At 64.9% G+C, this 15,443-nt stretch carries 16 protein-coding genes; 8 read left to right on the plus strand and 8 right to left on the minus strand.

Going from position 1 to position 15,443, the window contains the following annotated elements:
• Positions 1 to 169 precede the first annotated feature (169 nt).
• From IB265_RS24090 to mnhG, 6 genes are read left to right on the plus strand one after another with little or no spacing between them, the layout of a single operon-like run.
• Positions 170 to 3,076 carry a monovalent cation/H+ antiporter subunit A gene (locus IB265_RS24090; protein WP_057254534.1) on the plus strand — a complete coding sequence of 969 codons (2,907 nt, stop codon included), beginning with the start codon at positions 170 to 172 and terminating at the stop codon, positions 3,074 to 3,076.
• The gene (locus IB265_RS24095) at positions 3,076 to 3,423 is read left to right on the plus strand and encodes a Na+/H+ antiporter subunit C (protein WP_057254533.1); all 348 of its coding nucleotides are present in this window, start codon (positions 3,076 to 3,078) and stop codon (positions 3,421 to 3,423) included. Before IB265_RS24090 ends, IB265_RS24095 begins: the two co-directional genes overlap by 1 nt.
• Positions 3,416 to 5,032, plus strand: a complete 1,617-nt coding sequence (locus tag IB265_RS24100; RefSeq protein ID WP_192495207.1) for a monovalent cation/H+ antiporter subunit D — start codon at positions 3,416 to 3,418, stop codon at positions 5,030 to 5,032. The genes IB265_RS24095 and IB265_RS24100 overlap by 8 nt, the downstream gene beginning before the upstream one ends.
• Positions 5,033 to 5,035: 3 nt before the next feature.
• Positions 5,036 to 5,521 carry a Na+/H+ antiporter subunit E gene (locus tag IB265_RS24105; protein ID WP_057254531.1) on the plus strand — a complete coding sequence of 162 codons (486 nt, stop codon included), beginning with the start codon at positions 5,036 to 5,038 and terminating at the stop codon, positions 5,519 to 5,521.
• Positions 5,518 to 5,799 carry a K+/H+ antiporter subunit F gene (locus IB265_RS24110; protein ID WP_057254530.1) on the plus strand — a complete coding sequence of 94 codons (282 nt, stop codon included), beginning with the start codon at positions 5,518 to 5,520 and terminating at the stop codon, positions 5,797 to 5,799. Before IB265_RS24105 ends, IB265_RS24110 begins: the two co-directional genes overlap by 4 nt.
• Positions 5,796 to 6,167, plus strand: a complete 372-nt coding sequence (gene mnhG / locus IB265_RS24115) for a monovalent cation/H(+) antiporter subunit G (protein ID WP_057254529.1) — start codon at positions 5,796 to 5,798, stop codon at positions 6,165 to 6,167. The genes IB265_RS24110 and mnhG overlap by 4 nt, the downstream gene beginning before the upstream one ends.
• A 57-nt stretch (positions 6,168 to 6,224) precedes the next feature.
• Here the strand turns inward: mnhG and cobM are convergent, their stop codons facing one another.
• The gene (cobM, locus tag IB265_RS24120) at positions 6,225 to 6,986 is read right to left on the minus strand and encodes a precorrin-4 C(11)-methyltransferase (RefSeq protein WP_057254528.1); all 762 of its coding nucleotides are present in this window, start codon (positions 6,984 to 6,986) and stop codon (positions 6,225 to 6,227) included.
• Positions 6,987 to 7,112: 126 nt separating this feature from the next.
• Positions 7,113 to 8,354, minus strand: coding sequence for a bifunctional cobalt-precorrin-7 (C(5))-methyltransferase/cobalt-precorrin-6B (C(15))-methyltransferase (locus IB265_RS24125; RefSeq protein ID WP_057254527.1), 1,242 nt, complete (start codon positions 8,352 to 8,354; stop codon positions 7,113 to 7,115).
• On the opposite strand from IB265_RS24125, the gene IB265_RS24130 reads away from it, so the two are divergent.
• Entirely contained in the window at positions 8,323 to 9,108 is a 786-nt protein-coding gene (locus IB265_RS24130) for a cobalt-precorrin-6A reductase (RefSeq protein ID WP_057254815.1), read from the plus strand. The genes IB265_RS24125 and IB265_RS24130 overlap by 32 nt on opposite strands.
• Here the strand turns inward: IB265_RS24130 and IB265_RS24135 are convergent.
• The 6 genes from IB265_RS24135 to ung form a co-directional block, all read right to left on the minus strand.
• Positions 9,087 to 9,851, minus strand: a complete 765-nt coding sequence (locus tag IB265_RS24135) for a precorrin-3B C(17)-methyltransferase (RefSeq protein ID WP_057254526.1) — start codon at positions 9,849 to 9,851, stop codon at positions 9,087 to 9,089. The genes IB265_RS24130 and IB265_RS24135 overlap by 22 nt on opposite strands.
• Complete coding sequence (locus tag IB265_RS24140; protein WP_057254525.1) at positions 9,848 to 10,585, minus strand: precorrin-2 C(20)-methyltransferase; 738 nt, start codon at positions 10,583 to 10,585, stop codon at positions 9,848 to 9,850. The genes IB265_RS24135 and IB265_RS24140 overlap by 4 nt, the downstream gene beginning before the upstream one ends.
• Positions 10,582 to 11,214 (minus strand): precorrin-8X methylmutase, encoded by a 633-nt coding sequence (locus IB265_RS24145; RefSeq protein ID WP_057254524.1) that lies wholly within the window; start codon positions 11,212 to 11,214, stop codon positions 10,582 to 10,584. Before IB265_RS24145 ends, IB265_RS24140 begins: the two co-directional genes overlap by 4 nt.
• 2 nt (positions 11,215 to 11,216) lie before the next feature.
• On the minus strand, positions 11,217 to 12,584 hold the full coding sequence (gene cobG / locus IB265_RS24150; protein WP_057254814.1) for a precorrin-3B synthase: 1,368 nt from the start codon (positions 12,582 to 12,584) through the stop codon (positions 11,217 to 11,219).
• A 110-nt stretch (positions 12,585 to 12,694) separates the two neighbouring features.
• Complete coding sequence (cobF, locus tag IB265_RS24155) at positions 12,695 to 13,465, minus strand: precorrin-6A synthase (deacetylating) (protein ID WP_057254523.1); 771 nt, start codon at positions 13,463 to 13,465, stop codon at positions 12,695 to 12,697.
• A gap of 95 nt (positions 13,466 to 13,560) precedes the next feature.
• A complete protein-coding gene (gene ung / locus IB265_RS24160; protein ID WP_057254522.1) occupies positions 13,561 to 14,268 on the minus strand; it encodes a uracil-DNA glycosylase in 708 nt (235 codons plus the stop codon).
• A 225-nt stretch (positions 14,269 to 14,493) separates the two neighbouring features.
• Between ung and modA the strand changes: the two genes are divergently transcribed.
• Complete coding sequence (modA, locus tag IB265_RS24165) at positions 14,494 to 15,285, plus strand: molybdate ABC transporter substrate-binding protein (RefSeq protein WP_058326885.1); 792 nt, start codon at positions 14,494 to 14,496, stop codon at positions 15,283 to 15,285.
• Positions 15,286 to 15,443: the final 158 nt, after the last annotated feature.

Here is a 15,443-nt window from a genome sequence, read left to right on the forward strand (position 1 = left end):
GGCCTCTAGGGCGTCCCGCTTCAAGGGCAACCCACTGAAGCGGAAAAGATGCTCTAGATTCAACATCCTGGTGCGTCCCCTGTGCGTTCTTTTGAAAGCACGGCGCTCTGGTGCCCGCTCTCCATGAAACCCGAACGAAGGGAACGGTACGATCGAATACGCGGGAAAATTGCTTTCTGTCTTCATTCTCGCCCCATTTGCGGGAAGCCTCCTTGCAATCTTCTTTCCGCCCGATCAACGCGGTGCGACAGCCTGGTTCGCAGGAACGATCGCGCTCCTGTGTTTCCTCGTCGCCGCCAGCCTCTATCCCTTCGTCACCTCGGGCGGCGTGCTGCGCTACGACATCGCCTGGCTCCCTGAACTCGGCCTCAATTTCACGCTCAGGATGGACGGCTTCGCCTGGCTCTTCACGGTGCTGGTGACAGCGATCGGCGTACTCGTCGTGATTTACGCCCGCTATTACATGGCCGCGGAAGACCCGGTGCCGCGCTTCCTGGCGCTGTTTCTTGCCTTCATGGGCTCGATGCTCGGCGTCGTGCTTTCAGGCAATCTCATCCTGCTTGCGGTCTTCTGGGAACTGACGAGCATCGTTTCGTTCCTCCTGATCGGCTACTGGCACCACAATGCCCATGCCCGCGACGGCGCCCGCATGGCGTTGACCGTGACCGGCACGGGCGGCCTCTGCATGCTCGTCGGCCTCCTGCTGATGGGCCGCATCGTCGGCAGCTACGACCTCGACGTCGTGCTGGCGTCGGGCGATCTGATCCGCAACTCGCCGCTCTATATGCCTGTCCTGATCCTGGTCCTGCTCGGCGCATTGACGAAAAGCGCGCAGTTCCCGTTCCACTTCTGGCTGCCGCACGCGATGTCGGCACCGACGCCGGTCTCCGCCTACCTGCACTCCGCAACCATGGTGAAGGCAGGCGTCTTCCTGCTTGTGCGCCTGTGGCCTGTGATGGCCGGTACCGAGGCCTGGTTCTGGATCGTCGGCCTTGCCGGGCTCTCCACCCTGCTGCTCGGCGCCTATTTCGCCATCTTCCAGCAGGACCTCAAAGGCCTGCTGGCCTATTCCACCATCAGCCATCTCGGCCTGATCACGGTGCTGTTGAGCCTCGGCAGCCCGCTTGCAGCCGTCGCCGCGGTCTTCCACATCGTCAACCACGCCACCTTCAAAGCGTCGCTGTTCATGGCGGCGGGCATCATCGACCACGAGACCGGCACGCGTGACATGCGCAAGCTCGGCGGGCTGATCCGCTACATGCCGGGAACGGCGGTGCTCGCCATGGTGGCGAGCGCTGCCATGGCTGGTGTTCCGCTTCTGAACGGCTTCATCTCGAAGGAAATGTTCTTCGCCGAGGCGATCGAAACGCACCAGGCCAACATCCTCGACACGATGACGCCCTACGTCGCGACGCTCGCCGGCATGTTCGCGGTCACCTATTCGCTACGCTTCATCCATAGCGTCTTCTTCGGCAACACGCCGGAGGATCTGCCAAAGGTGCCGCACGAGCCGCCGCGCTGGATGCGCGTACCGATCGAATTTTTGGTGCTCGCCTGCCTGGTCGTCGGCATCATTCCGGCGATCACCATTGGTCCGTTCCTGCACACGGCGGTCGTATCGATCCTGGGTGCCAGCACGCCACACTACAGCCTCTCCGTCTGGCATGGCTGGAACCTGCCGCTGATCATGAGCTTCGTGGCGCTGGCGGGCGGCGTCGGCCTCTATTTCCTGATGCGCAATTATCTTGCGACCAGCATCGAGGGGCCGCCGATCTTCCGCGTGCTGCACGGCCAGCGCATCTTCGAGCGCGTGCTCGTGACGCTCTCCTGGAAATGGGCGCGTTCGCTCGAACAACGGCTCGGCACCCGGCGGCTGCAGCCGCAGATGCGCTTCCTCGTCTTCATCGCCGTCGCCGCCGGTGCGCTGCCGCTGCTTCTGAGCAAATACGAGCTGCCGCCGCTTCTGGTTCGCAGCATCGATCCGGCCTTCGCGCTGCTCTGGGCGGTCGGCATCGCCTGCGCGATCGGCGCGGCGCTGCTGGCAAAATTCCACCGGCTCGCCGCGCTCGTGCTGCTTGGCGGCGCCGGTCTCACCACTTGCCTGACCTTCGTTTGGCTTTCGGCGCCGGACCTTGCCGTGACTCAGCTGCTCGTCGAGATCGTCACGACGGTCCTGATCCTGCTTGGTCTTCGCTGGCTGCCGAAGCGCATCGAGGATACGCAGGAATCGGAGCTGCTTTCGCTCAGGGTCCGCTTCCGCCGCCTGCGCGACTTCCTGCTGGCTATCGCCGCCGGCGGCGGCGTGGCGCTCATCGCCTATACGATGATGACCCGGCCGATGCCCGAGACGATCGCCAGCTACTTCCTCGAGCGCGCCTACAAGGAGGGCGGCGGCACCAACGTCGTCAACGTCATCCTCGTCGACTTCCGCGGCTTCGACACGCTCGGCGAAATCGCCGTTCTGGCAATCGTCGCGCTCACGGTCTTCGCTCTGCTCCTGCGCTTCCGCCCGCAGGCCGACAGTCTGGAGGCACCGGAACAGCAGCGCGTCCAGAACGCCTTCGACGACGACCACCCGGATCGCAGCAAGGGCGACAGCGTCGCCGAGTATCTGTTCGTGCCTTCTGTGATCATGCGCTGGATGTTCCCGGTCATCGGCATGCTCGCCGCCTATCTGTTCCTGCGCGGCCATGACCTGCCGGGCGGCGGCTTTGCGGCAGGCATCGCCATGTCGATCGGCTTTATCCTGCAATACATGTCCGGCGGCACCCGCTGGGTCGAGGAACGGCTGCGCATCCATCCGCTGCGCTGGATGAGCATCGGTCTGCTGGTTGCCGCGACCACCGGCATCGGCTCCTGGCTCTTCGGTTATCCGTTCCTCACCTCGCACGCGCAATACGTGACGCTGCCGATCGTCGGGAAGTTCCCGCTCGCCAGCGCGCTGTTCTTCGATCTCGGCGTCTTCTCGCTGGTGCTCGGCGCAACGGTGCTGATCCTCATCGCCCTTGCCCACCAGTCGATCCGTGCGCCGCGTGCCCATGCCCGCGCCACGCGGAGCGGAAAGGAGGCCCGCTAATGGAGATCATCCTCTCTGTCGCGATCGGCGTGCTGACCGCATCGGGCGTCTACCTGCTGCTGCGTCCGCGCACCTACCAGGTGATCATCGGCCTCTCGCTGCTTTCCTATGCGGTCAACCTCTTCATCTTCGGCATGGGGCGTCTTCGCGTGAACGCGCCGCCGGTGCTGGAACCCGGCGGCGTCGGCGACCTCAGCCGCTATACCGATCCGGTGCCGCAGGCGCTCGTCCTGACCGCGATCGTCATCGGCTTCGCGATGACCGCGCTCTTCCTCGTCGTGCTGCTCGCCTCGCGCGGCTTCACGGGCACCGACCACGTCGACGGCCGGGAGCAGCGCCATGACTAACTGGGTGCACCACCTGCTGATTCTGCCGATCCTGCTGCCGCTGATGGTCGGTGCCGCGATGATCCCGATCGACGAGCGCAACCGCATGCTGAAGGGCGTGATGGGCTTCGTCTCGACGCTCGCGCTTTTCATCCTCTCGATGGTGCTGATGCGCATCGCCTCGTTAGACGGCGCCCCCGCCGGCAGCGGCGTCTATCAACTCGGCAACTGGCCGGCGCCCTTCGGGATCGTGCTGGTGCTCGACCGCCTGTCGGCGCTGATGCTGTGCCTGACGAGCGGACTGGCGCTTGCCGCCCAGGCCTATTCGATCGCGCGCTGGCACACGGCCGGCCACCACTTCCATTCGCTGGTCCAGCTGCTGATCGCCGGTCTCAACGGCTCGTTCCTGACCGGCGACCTCTTCAACCTCTTCGTCTTCTTCGAGATGATGCTGGCGGCATCCTACGGCCTGCTGCTGCACGGCTCCGGGCCGCTCCGCGTCAAGGCGGGCCTGCATTACGTTGCTATCAACCTCGCTGCCTCATCGCTCTTCCTGATCGGCGTCAGCCTGATCTATGGCGCGACCGGCACGCTCAACATGGCCGATCTGTCGATGAAACTGGCGACGCTCTCGCCGGATGACCGCCAGATGGTTGAGGTCGGAGCGGGCGTGCTCGGCGTCGCCTTCCTGGTGAAGGCCGGCATGTGGCCCTTGAGCTTCTGGCTGCCGACAGCCTATTCGGCCGCGACACCGCCGGTGGCCGCCGTCTTCGCGATCCTGACCAAGGTCGGCATTTACGTCATCCTCAGGCTTTCGCTGCTGGTCTTCGGCGCCAGCGCCGGCGCTTCCGCAGGCTTCGGCCAACCGATCCTGCTTCTGGGTGGCCTGCTGACAATCGCCTTCGGCGCGATCGGCGTGCTGGCCTCCCAGGCAATGGGCCGTCTGGCCGCCTATTCGGTGCTCGTTTCTTCCGGCACCCTGCTCGCCGCAATGGGCCTCGGCCATCCGAGCATGATTGCCGGCGCGCTGTTCTATCTCGTCAGCTCGACACTGACGATCTCCGCCTTTTTCCTCTTGATCGAACTGGTCGAGCGTGGCCGTGACGCCGGCGCCGACGTTCTGGCGGTGACGATGGAAGCCTACGGCGATGCCGACGAGGACGAGGAGGAAGAAGTGGTCGGCGCCGCGATCCCCGGCACCATGGCGATCCTCGGCCTCTGCTTCTGCCTTTGCGCCCTGCTGCTCGCCGGCCTGCCGCCGCTCTCCGGCTTCGTCGCCAAATTCGCGATCCTCGGCGGTCTTTTCGGCCTGTCGGGAGCCGAAGCCACTCCGGCGATTTCCGCAGCCGACTGGACCTATGTCACCCTCTTGATCGTCTCCGGTCTCGCCGCGATGATCGCCATGAACCGCGTCGGCATCCGCACTTTCTGGGCGTCGATTGAAAACACCGTGCCGCGGGTGGTCGTCATCGAGATCACACCCGTCGTCGTGTTGCTCGCCACCTGCATATACCTCAGCGTGCAGGCCGGCCCGACGATGCGCTACATGCAGGCGACGGCGGACTCGCTTCTGAACCCGGCAGGCTATGCAGAACGCGTACTCACCGCACCGCGGGCGGGAGGGCAATAGCCGATGCGCACCTGGTTTCCCTACCCGCTTCTTTCGGCCGGTTTGCTCGCCATCTGGCTGCTGCTCAATCAGTCGGTCGCCCCCGGCACGATCCTCATGGGTTCCGTGCTCGCCACCGGTCTCGGCTGGGTGACGCTCAAGCTCGGTCTCGCCCGTTCGCACCCGCGGCGGGTCCTGCTGATGCTGCGTTTCGGCTTTACCATTGCGCTCGACATCATCCGATCCAACCTGGCCGTCGCTGCCGTCATTCTAAGGGGCCGACGCAGACCGCCGAATTCCGGCTTCCTGACCGTCGATATCGATCTCGATGACGAAAATGCCCTGGCGCTGCTCGCCTGCGTCATGACGGCGACGCCGGGAACGGCCTGGCTCGAATACGATCGCCTGCGCAAATCCCTGCTCTTCCATGTGCTCGACATGGAGAACGAGCGCGTTTGGATCGATACGGTCAAGCGCTACGAGGCCGCCTTGAAGGAGATATTCGGATGATGGAACTCACGATCATCTGGTCGATCCTGATTGCCCAGATCATGCTCGGCCTGGCTATGGCCTTCGCCTTCTACCGCATGGTGAGAGGACCGCGCGCGCAGGATCGCATCCTCGGCCTCGACACGCTCTACATCAACGCCATGCTGATGCTGCTCACCTTCGGCATCCGCACGGCAAACTCGATCTATTTCGAATCGGCGTTGATCGTCGCGCTGATCGGTTTCGTTTCGTCGATCGCCTTCGGCAAGTTCCTGATGCGCGGGGAGATCATCGAATGAGCCATGTCACCGACCTTCCCGTCTGGGCGGCCATTCTGGTCTGCGGGCTCACCGTTCTGGGCGCTGCCATAGCGCTGATCGGCTCGGTCGGCCTGCTGCGGTTTACCAGCTTTTACGAACGGCTGCATGCGCCGACGCTGGCAACCAGCGGCGGCGTGCTGCTGATCTGCACAGCCTCGATCATCTGCTTCGCCGTGCTGCAGAGCCGCTGGGTGTTCCACGAAATCCTGATCATCGTCTTCGTTCTCGTCACCACACCGATGACGCTGATGCTGCTCGGGCAGGCCGCACTCTATCGCGACCGCGTGGAAGAAAAACACGGCGTGCCGCTCAAGCAGCGTCCGCCGCGCGAAGAACCGGTAGAATAGGTTTCAGCTTGCGCAAAGACGCAGAAAGCCGCCAACAAATTTCTGCAATGCGCTGGCCTATTCGCCGCGGCCCCTGAACCGTCGCTGATAGGCGGGATCGTAGAGCGAACTCTCGCGGAAATCGGAGGCTTCGAGCCCCGGGCCGACGAAGATCAGCGCCGTGCGCTCGATCGGCTCTTCCGCGACCTTGGCGGCGATGTCCCCGAGCGTTCCACGCACCACCCGCTCGTCCGGCCAGGAGGCTTTAACGACGATAGCAACAGGGCAATCGGCGCCATAAAGCGGCGTCAGTTCCTCGACCACCTGCTGGAGCGCGTGGATGGCGAGATGGATCGCCAGCGTCGCGCCGGTGGCGCCGAAGGCGGAAAGCGTTTCGCTGTTCGGCATCGGCGAGGCACGGCCGGAGACGCGGGTCAGCACCAAGCTTTGAGCCACCGCCGGAATGGTCAATTCGCGCCCGAGCGCTGCGGCCGCCGCCGCAAAAGACGGCACGCCCGGCGTCATCGTGTAGGCGATGCCGTGCTTCTCCAGTCTCCGGATCTGCTCGGCCACCGCACTCCAAACCGAGAGGTCGCCAGAATGGAGCCGCGCCACGTCGAGGCCTTCGGCAGCTGCCTTCACATATTCCGCCTCGATTTCGTCCAGCGACATCGGCGCGGTATCGACGATACGCGCACCCGGCGGGCAATACTGCAGCAGCTCCGGCGAAACGATCGAGCCGGCATAGAGGCAGACCGGGCAACGCCCGATCAGGTCGCGACCGCGCACCGTGATCAGGTCCGCAGCACCCGGACCGGCGCCGATGAAATGTACCGTCATATCTAGCTCTCTCTTTGTTTCACGCGGTTCCGGACGCCAATCCGCTTCACACTTTTGCTGGAACCGCTCTCTTGTTCTTACGCAATCCCGGACGCAAAACCGCTTCGCAGTTTTGCTGGTACTGCTCTAGCTCTTCATCCAGGACCACTGGGTCACCGGCATGGCCGGCCGCCAGCCGGTCATTGCGCCGACCGGGCCGGCCCTGGCGATATCGATGCGGATCAGCGAGCCGCCGAACCGCGCGTGGTGATCGAGCAGCACCGCTTCCATGTCCGTTGTCACCGCGTTGGCGACCAGACGTCCACCAGGCCCGAGCGCCGCGATCGCCGCCTCCATCACGCCGGCTTCGCTGCCGCCGCCGCCGATGAAGATCGCATCGGGCTGCGGCAGGCCGGCAAGGGCGGCCGGCGCATCACCTTCGACCACCGTCAGCCCGGGCACACCGAACATCGTCGCATTGCGGCCGATGCGGGCCGCACGCTCCGGCGACACTTCGATAGAGATCGCGCGCATGGTCGGGTCGGCGAGCATCCATTCGATACCGATCGAGCCGGAGCCGCCGCCGATATCCCAGAGCAGTTCGCCCTTGCGCGGCGCCAGTGCTGACAGCGTCAAAGCCCTGACCTCGCGCTTGGTGATCTGCCCGTCATGCTCGAACAGCGCGTCGTCGCGGCCGGCCGCAAGCGGCAGGATGCGTGCGCCCTCGTCGGCCGTCACCTCTATGGCGCAGACATTCAAGGGGTGCACGAGGCCGAGCATGAAACGCGAAGCGATTTGCGTCGTGACCCGTTCGCCGGCGCCACCAAGCGCCTCCAGAACCGTCAGCCGCGACTGACCGAATCCGCTTGAAACCAGCAGCTCGGCAAGGTCCCGCGGACCTGCTCCATCCGACGTCAGCGTCAGCACGCGAGCCCCCGGATGCAAATGCGGCCGCACCAGATCGAGCGGGCGTCCGTGCACCGAGACGAGCGTCGCATCCTGCAAGGCCCAGCCCAGCCGCGAGGCGGCAAGGCTGATCGACGACGGTGCGGGGAGCGTGCGGATTTCGGCAGACGCAATACGGCGCGCCAGCGTCACCCCGACGCCGAAGAAGAATGGGTCGCCCGAGGCAAGCACCACCACGGGGCTGCCACGGCGACCGACGATTTCCACCACCGAGCGCTCGAGCGGGCTCTGCCAATGATGAGCCTCGCCTGTGATAAGGGGAGCGGCGAGCTCCAGGTGGCGATGACCGCCATAGACGACGGGTGCCTCGGCGATCAACCGCTTGGCCTCGTCGCCGAGACCCGCTACACCATCTTCACCGATACCGATGACGGTCAGCCAGGGGGAGACGATGGCGGGTTCGCTGTTCGACACGTCAGCCATGGAAAAACCTCGCGTTCTGATATTGGGCGGCACCACCGAGGCGCGCGAACTGGCGCGCCGGTTGGCCGAAGACGCCCGCTACGACACCGCAATCTCGCTTGCCGGTCGTACCGCCGACCCGCGGCCGCAGCCGGTCAAGACCCGCATCGGCGGTTTCGGCGGCGCTGATGGGCTGGCGCACTTCCTGCGCGACGAAAACATCGCCCTGCTGGTCGACGCCACGCATCCCTTTGCCGCGCGCATATCGCACAACGCCGCGGAAGCGGCGCAACGAACCGGAATTCCGCTGCTTGCCCTGCGCCGACCGGAATGGCTGCCCCTGCCCGGCGATCGCTGGACCACCGTCGACAGCGTTGTCGAAGCGGTGAGCGCGCTTGGCGATCGCCGCCGGCGCGTCTTCCTCGCCATCGGCAGGCAGGAGGCTTTCCACTTCGAGGCAGCCCCGCAGCACAGCTACGTTATCCGCAGCGTCGATCCGGTCACTCCACCGCTTAACCTGCCCGACCAGGAGGCAATCCTGGCGACCGGCCCCTTCAAGGAAGCCGACGAGGCTGTGCTGCTCGAGAGCCGGAAGATCGACGTGATCGTCGCCAAGAACAGCGGCGGCAGCGCCACCTATGGCAAGATCGCCGCGGCGCGCCGGCTCGGCATCGAGGTGATCATGGTCGAGCGGCGCAAACCGACGGACGTGCCCGCCGTTAGCAGTTGCGGCGAGGCACTCGACCGCATCGCTCACTGGCTCGCCCCCGCATAGAAGCGCGGCGTGTAGACGAGATCGGGCTGCCCATCCCGCTCGACGATGCGGGTTTCCGGAGAGCCGATGATGACGCAGGTCGCCATGTCGGCGCGATTGGCATCGGCTTCGCTAAGCGGCATCACCGCGATCCGCTCGTCCGGCCGTCCGGCCGCGCGGCCGAAGATGACCGGCACCGTTGCCGGCAGCACACCGCGCAGGATCTCGAAGGCTTCGCCGAGTTGCCACGGGCGTGCCTTGCTGATCGGATTGTAGAGCGCAATGACGAGGCCTGCTTCGGCCGCCAGCCGCAAGCGCCGGGTGATGACTTCCCAGGGCTTCAGGTTGTCGGAGAGAGACATCGCGCAGAAATCATGACCGAGCGGCGCGCCGATACGGGCGGCGACGGCGAGCATCGCGGTCACGCCGGGCGTAATCACCAGTTCGACCGATTTCCATTCCGCCGGCCCCTTGTCGATCGCCTCGCAGACTGCAGCCGCCATCGCAAAGACACCGGGATCGCCGCCGGAGACCATGCAGACCTTCACGCCGGCAGCAGCCCGCGTCAGCGCCACCTGTGCCCGGTCGAGCTCCTCGCGATTGTCGGAGGCGACGCGCAGCTGGTCGGGACGCAGGTTCAGCCGATCGAGATAGGGAAAATAGCCGTAAAACTCTTCCGCCGCCGCAACAGCTTCCGCCGTCTCCGGCGTCATCTGCTTCGGGCTGCCCGGGCCGGTGCCGACCACATAGAGCGTACCGGTCATGGCCTGTCCTTCCAGCCGGGCACGAGCACCAGCGAGAAATAGGGCGCCTCGTCATCGGCCTTGTCGGCCAGCGCCGTCATCGCCGCGTTCTTCATCGTGCCGCGCTCGACATAGACGGCCTGGTCGAGACGACCCGAGGCGGCAAGCGCCCGGCGGATCTTCGGCAGGTTGCGGCCGACCTTCATGATGACGGCGGCTTCCGTGTCCCCAAGTCGCCGGCCAAGCTCGGCCTCGGCCATGGTGCCCGGAAGCACGGAGAGAACATCATCGCCCTGCACCAACGGCAGGCCGGCAAGCGACCAGCAGCCGGACATCGCGGTAATGCCGGGGATTACCTCGACCGGGAAACGGTTGGCCAACCGTACATGCAGATGCATGTAGGAGCCATAGAACAGCGGATCGCCTTCGCTGAGGACCGCGACCGTGCGCCCGGCAAGAAGATGCGTCGCCACGGCTTCGGCGGATGCATTGTAGAAATCGGTGATCTGGCTCTTGTAGGCGCCGTCGTCCTTGTCGATTTCGGTCGTCACCGGATAGTAGAGCGGCAGCTCCAGGAGATCGGGCTTCAGCAGACCTTCGACCACGGCGCGGCCGTTGCCGCTGCGCCCGGCCTTGGCGAAATAGGCAAGCACATCGGCCTCGCCCAGTGCCTTCACCGCCTTGACCGTCAAGAGCTCCGGATCGCCGGGGCCGGTTCCAACGCCGATCAGGCGCCCCACGCCGGCGCCGCTCACAGGCCCGGCCTCGCGAGCGAATTCAGCGCCGCAGCGGTCATGGCGCTGCCGCCGAGGCGACCGCGCACGATGGCGAAGGGAACGCCGTAGGAATTCTCGGCGAGCGCATCCTTCGATTCCGCCGCGCCGACGAAACCGACGGGCATGCCGAGGATTGCCGCCGGCTTCGGCGCTCCGTCCCGCAGCATTTCGAGCAGGAAAAACAGGGCCGTCGGCGCGTTGCCGATCGCCACGACCGAACCGGCCAGACGCTCGCTCCAGAGTTTGAGCGCCGCGGCAGAGCGGGTGTTACCGATCTCGGCGGCAATCTCAGGCGTGCGCGGATCGCGCAGCGTGCAGATCACCTCGTTGCCGGCCGGCAGCCGTGCGCGGGTAACACCGTGAGCGACCATCTCGGCATCGCAGAGGATCGGTGCGCCGGCCTTGAGCGCCGCGCGGGCCGAGGTCACGAAATCGGGAGAGAAGACGAACTGCTTGGTCGCTTCGACCGAGCCGCAGGCATGCACCATGCGCACCGCCAGATCCGCTTCCTCCTCAGAGAAACCGGAAAGGTCGGCCTCGGCGCGGATGATGGCGAAGGAACGCTCGTAGATGGCGTTGCCATCGCGGATGTAATCATACTCAGGCATGTCTATTCCTGTTCGAACGCTGCCGAGACGCGCGCAGCTCCGAGCCGTGTAAGACAGGACTGCGCCGATTCGCCAGCGTCTTTGTTTTGCCGCACCAGCCGGCCGAGCCGGGCGAGCGCGGATTTCACTCCATTCTCATCGGTGTAGGCGCTTGGCAAGCCGTTCGCAGCCCCATTTACGACAAGCCCGTATCCTGATGGCGCACCGGCCAGCGTCAGCTCCGACCGCCTCGGTCGGGCACAGCCCTTGGCGCAGCCGGACAGATGGACGGTAAGCGAGCCGTCGAGCAGCTCGGGCGCCATCTCGACAAGGCTTTGTGCCATGCCCTTGGTCTCCATCCAGGCGGAGGCACAGCCCTTGCTGCCGGCGCAGGTGGCGATCGCGTTGCGCGGGTCGTCTTCGACGATGCGAAAACCATGCGCCGCTGCCAGGCTCTGGGCGACAGCCGCGGTCTCGTGGCTGAGGCCAAGCACGAAGAAGGCGTGCCCCGGCGCAAGCCGGATCGCAGTGGCGCCAAGCTCCTGGACCTGATGGAGGAAGGCCGCCAGCGCGGAGGCTTCCACCTGGGCAAAGGCAAGGCCGAGACCAAGAACGACCCCGGCGTCACCGAGGTCATGACTGCCGGGAATCGAGGCCGAACTCAGAACTGCCGGACATTCGGACAATGCCTCGCACCGACAAAGGGCGCGGATTTCTGCCGGGTCCAGATCGCGCCCGCGCGCCGTCGTGCCGAGGCTCGCCAGTTTTTCGAGAATGGTGATCAAGGCCGGCACGACCGCGTTGCCGGCAAACGTCCCGATGATCGATCCCTTCGCTGCCGTCCCGCCCAGCGACAGCAGCCATCCAGAGCCGTCGGGCGTCGAAAGCGCCTGAAGGCGAATATCGGCAACCACAGCACCAAGACCAAAGCGTCCGCCACCGTCGATGACGACCGACAATTTGGGCGCAAGCCTCAGCATCGGCCGGCGCGCCTGCAGGGCTTCCCGAAGCCCTGCCGCGATCGATCGGGGATCGGCGATCTCTGTCGGATCGATACCGGCCAATGGCGGCACCTCAATCGCAAGGCCCTCGGCGATCATGATCTCGGCATCCCCGATCGCCTGCGCCAGCGCCGGCACCGTCGCCTCGCTCAGGCCGCGCAACTGCAGGTTTCCGCGCGCGGTGATCTCGATGATGCCGTTGCCGAAGGTCTCGGCGGCGGCCGCAAGCGCGATGACCTTGGGAATGGTCAGGCTGCCGTCATCGGGCCTGAGCCGCACGAGCAGCCCGTCGCCGGTCTGCATCGGTGCGGCGAGCGACGGACAGGCGCCGCGCCGCATCGAGGCGCTGGCACCGGGTTCTGCAGTCGATGGAAGGGCACAGGTGCTCATCAAATCCGTCATCGCTCGAGGTTCTCCTCCCTGAAGAAGCCCCTTAAGACGCTATAACACAGCCGCAAACCTTGAGTGAGATCAATCACGGCGCGGTCTGTCCGGCGTCCTCACTCCTCGAAGTCGACACCTTTGCGAAGCAGGTAGATGTCCATGATCCAGCCCATCCTCTCGCGCGCCGCCGCTCGGGTTTCGAGGATCCGGTCCTTCACCTCGGCAACGCGGCCGGAAATGACGATCTCATCCGGCGTACCGAGATAGGCGCCCCAGTAGATCTCGGCATCCGGATCGTCGATCCGCTGAAACGCCTGCTCGCCGTCGAGCATCACGACGGAAGTCTGGCTCTTTTCCGGAAAGCTCTCGTGCAACCGGCGCCCGGTGGTGATCTCCACCGGCTTGCCGACGAGGTTCAGCGGAATGCGGTGGCTGGCGCAGAGCGCCTGCAGGCTGGTGATCCCCGGAACGACGTCATAGTCGAAGGCAACCTGCCCGCGCGCCTTGACCCGCTCGACGATGCGGATGGTGCTGTCATAGAGCATCGGATCGCCCCAGACGAGAAACGCGCCGGTTCCATCCTCGCCCAATTCCTTCGCCAGCAACCCCTCGTAGATCGCGGCAATCTGGGCGTGCCAGTCGTCGACGCTGCCGTCGTAGCTGACGCCCTCGGTGCGGCGCACCGGCACAGCGAATTCGACCGTGCGGCTGTCGCCGCGCGTCACGTAGCGGGCGCAGATGTCGCGGCGCACTTCGGCCAGCTCGGTCTTCTTCGCCCCCTTGGTCGGGATGAACAGCACGTCGGCGCGGTTCAGCGCATTGATCGCCTGTACCGTCATATGCTCCGGATTGCCCGAACCGATGCCGATGATCAGAATTTTGCGCATGTCCTCGCCTCCGCCTGCCTTCTCTCGGCGTGTTTGGCGGATCGCCGTCTCCGGCGCAAGACCTCACCGCGACAGCGGAAACGTCAACGCCGACCTCAGTTCATTTCGGCGACAGCCGGATCTTCGGGAAGCCGCCAGTCGATCGGATCAAAACCCTTGGATTCCAGGAAGGCATTGGCCTGGGAGAAATGCCGGCAGCCGAGAAAACCGGAATGGGCCGACAAGGGCGAAGGATGCGGCGCGCGCAGCACCAGATGGCGCGACCGGTCGACGAAGGCCGCCTTCTTCTGCGCGTAGGAACCCCAGAGCATGAAGACGACGGGATGATCCGCCTCGTTGACCGCGCGGATGATTGCGTCCGTGAACTTCTCCCAACCGCGCCCCTGGTGTGACGCCGCATTGCCGCGCTCCACCGTCAGCACGCTGTTTAAGAGCAGCACACCTTGCTTCGCCCAGCTTTCGAGGAAGCCGTGTCGCGCCGGCGGAATGCCGAGATCTGTATTCAGTTCCTTATAGATGTTGACGAGCGAGGGCGGTGTTCGGATACCGGGGCGCACGCTGAAGCAGAGCCCGTGCGCCTGGCCGTCGCCGTGATAGGGGTCCTGGCCGAGGATGACGACGCGCACTTTGTCGAGCGGCGTCAGGTCGAGCGCGCGGAAGTATTCAGGTCCCCGCGGAAAAATCTGTCTGCCTTCGTTCCTTTGGGCGAGCAGGAACTGCTTGAGCTCGGCCATATAGGCGCTGGAAAATTCCGGCGCCAGCGCTGCCTTCCAGCTCTCTTCGAGCTTCACCGCCGTTTCCATCGCACCTCCGGTCCATCAATTGCCTTTGAGGCCAGCAATTTAGGCCGCCCGACCGCCATCGCAAGCCCCATCGCGGATGTTGCACGGCTTTTGCCTGGAGCGGATGGGCGCGCCGGACGCCGCGCTAGCCGTCTACAAGAGCATTGTATTTCAATGGATACAACGCTAATCAGGAAGCGATATCGTTGTATCCTAAGAGATATCACGCTTCGTTGGAGGAAATCGATGATCAAGAGAAGAGACTGGCTGAAGGGCCTGGTGTTGACACTCTGCCTCGCCTGGGCCGGTACCACCGTCATGCCGGCATCGGCGCAGGCCGAAGAGAAGGTAACGGTCTTTGCGGCCGCTAGCCTCAAGAACGCGCTCGATGCGATCAATGCCGAGTGGCGGAAGGAAAGCGGCAAGGAAACGACCGTTTCCTACGCGGCAAGCTCGGCACTCGCCAAGCAGATCGAACAGGCCGCACCAGCCGATGTCTTCATCTCCGCCGATCTTGCCTGGATGGACTATCTCACGGACAAGAAGTTGATCAAGGACGACACCCGCTCCAACCTGCTCGGCAACCGCATCGTACTCGTTTCCGGCAAGGCCGACGCAGCAGCCGTCGATATCAAGCAGGGCTTCGACCTGGCAGCCATGCTCGGCGACGGTCGCCTCGCCATGGGTGCCGTCGATTCCGTTCCGGCCGGCAAATACGGCAAGGCGGCGCTCGAAAAGCTCGGCGCCTGGAAGGCCGTAGAGCCCAAGGTCGCCGGCGCCGAAAGCGTGCGCGCGGCACTCCTCCTCGTCTCGCGCGGCGAAGCACCCTATGGCATCGTCTACCAGACCGACGCGGCCGCCGACCCGGGCGTGAAGGTCGTCGGTACCTTCCCGGAAGACAGCCATCCGCCGATCATCTATCCGATTGCGATTACCGCCGAGAGCAAGAGCCCGGATGCCGCCGCCTATGTCGACTTCGTCAAGTCGGCGAAGGCAGCCGCCCTCTTCGAAAAGCAGGGCTTCACCGTCCTTAAGTAATCGGCCTGAAAAGACGGTGGATCTCGGCTGTCCAGAGGCAGGCGAAGCATCTATCGTCACGCGTCGCCCGCGCCCAAACGCGGGCGACGCAATCATTCGTCAGAGGCAGGGGCGGATGCAGGCGGACAGCCACATCTCACCAGCCTCGTATCGGGGAG

This window comes from Ensifer sp. ENS10, assembly GCF_014852025.1.
Classification (GTDB): Bacteria; Pseudomonadota; Alphaproteobacteria; order Rhizobiales; family Rhizobiaceae; genus Ensifer.